General features: G+C 45.5%; 1 protein-coding gene. It reads right to left on the minus strand.

Features of this window, described 5'->3' with window-relative positions; translation table 11 throughout:
- Window positions 1–310 (minus strand): hypothetical protein (locus EWU23_RS13805; RefSeq protein ID WP_166233197.1); only part of this gene is annotated, 310 nt, incomplete at both ends.

Raw genomic sequence — 310 nt, forward strand, 5'->3', positions numbered from 1 at the left:
GTAATGATAAACTTATTCGCAGAACCACTATTGATGTCTATACTTCCACTCGTCACTGCCGTTCCGCTCACTGGGGTGAACGTGAAGGTGCCTGAACCTACCGCTCCCGTATATTTCAAGCCTAAGCTTGTCAAGCTCGCTACTCCACTACTAAAGTCGCCGGCACTACTTAATTTATTCGTGCCTGATAAGCCTGTGATTGCTCCACTTAAGCTCGTGCTTACTGTAATGTTATTGCTGCTGGCATCAAAGCTCGTTACTGTATTGCCATAGGCATCTTGTGCTGTTAAGCTATTAGTTCCTGTAAACG

The sequence above is a fragment of the Aquirufa beregesia genome, from assembly GCF_011090385.1.
GTDB lineage: Bacteria > Bacteroidota > Bacteroidia > Cytophagales > Spirosomataceae > Aquirufa > Aquirufa beregesia.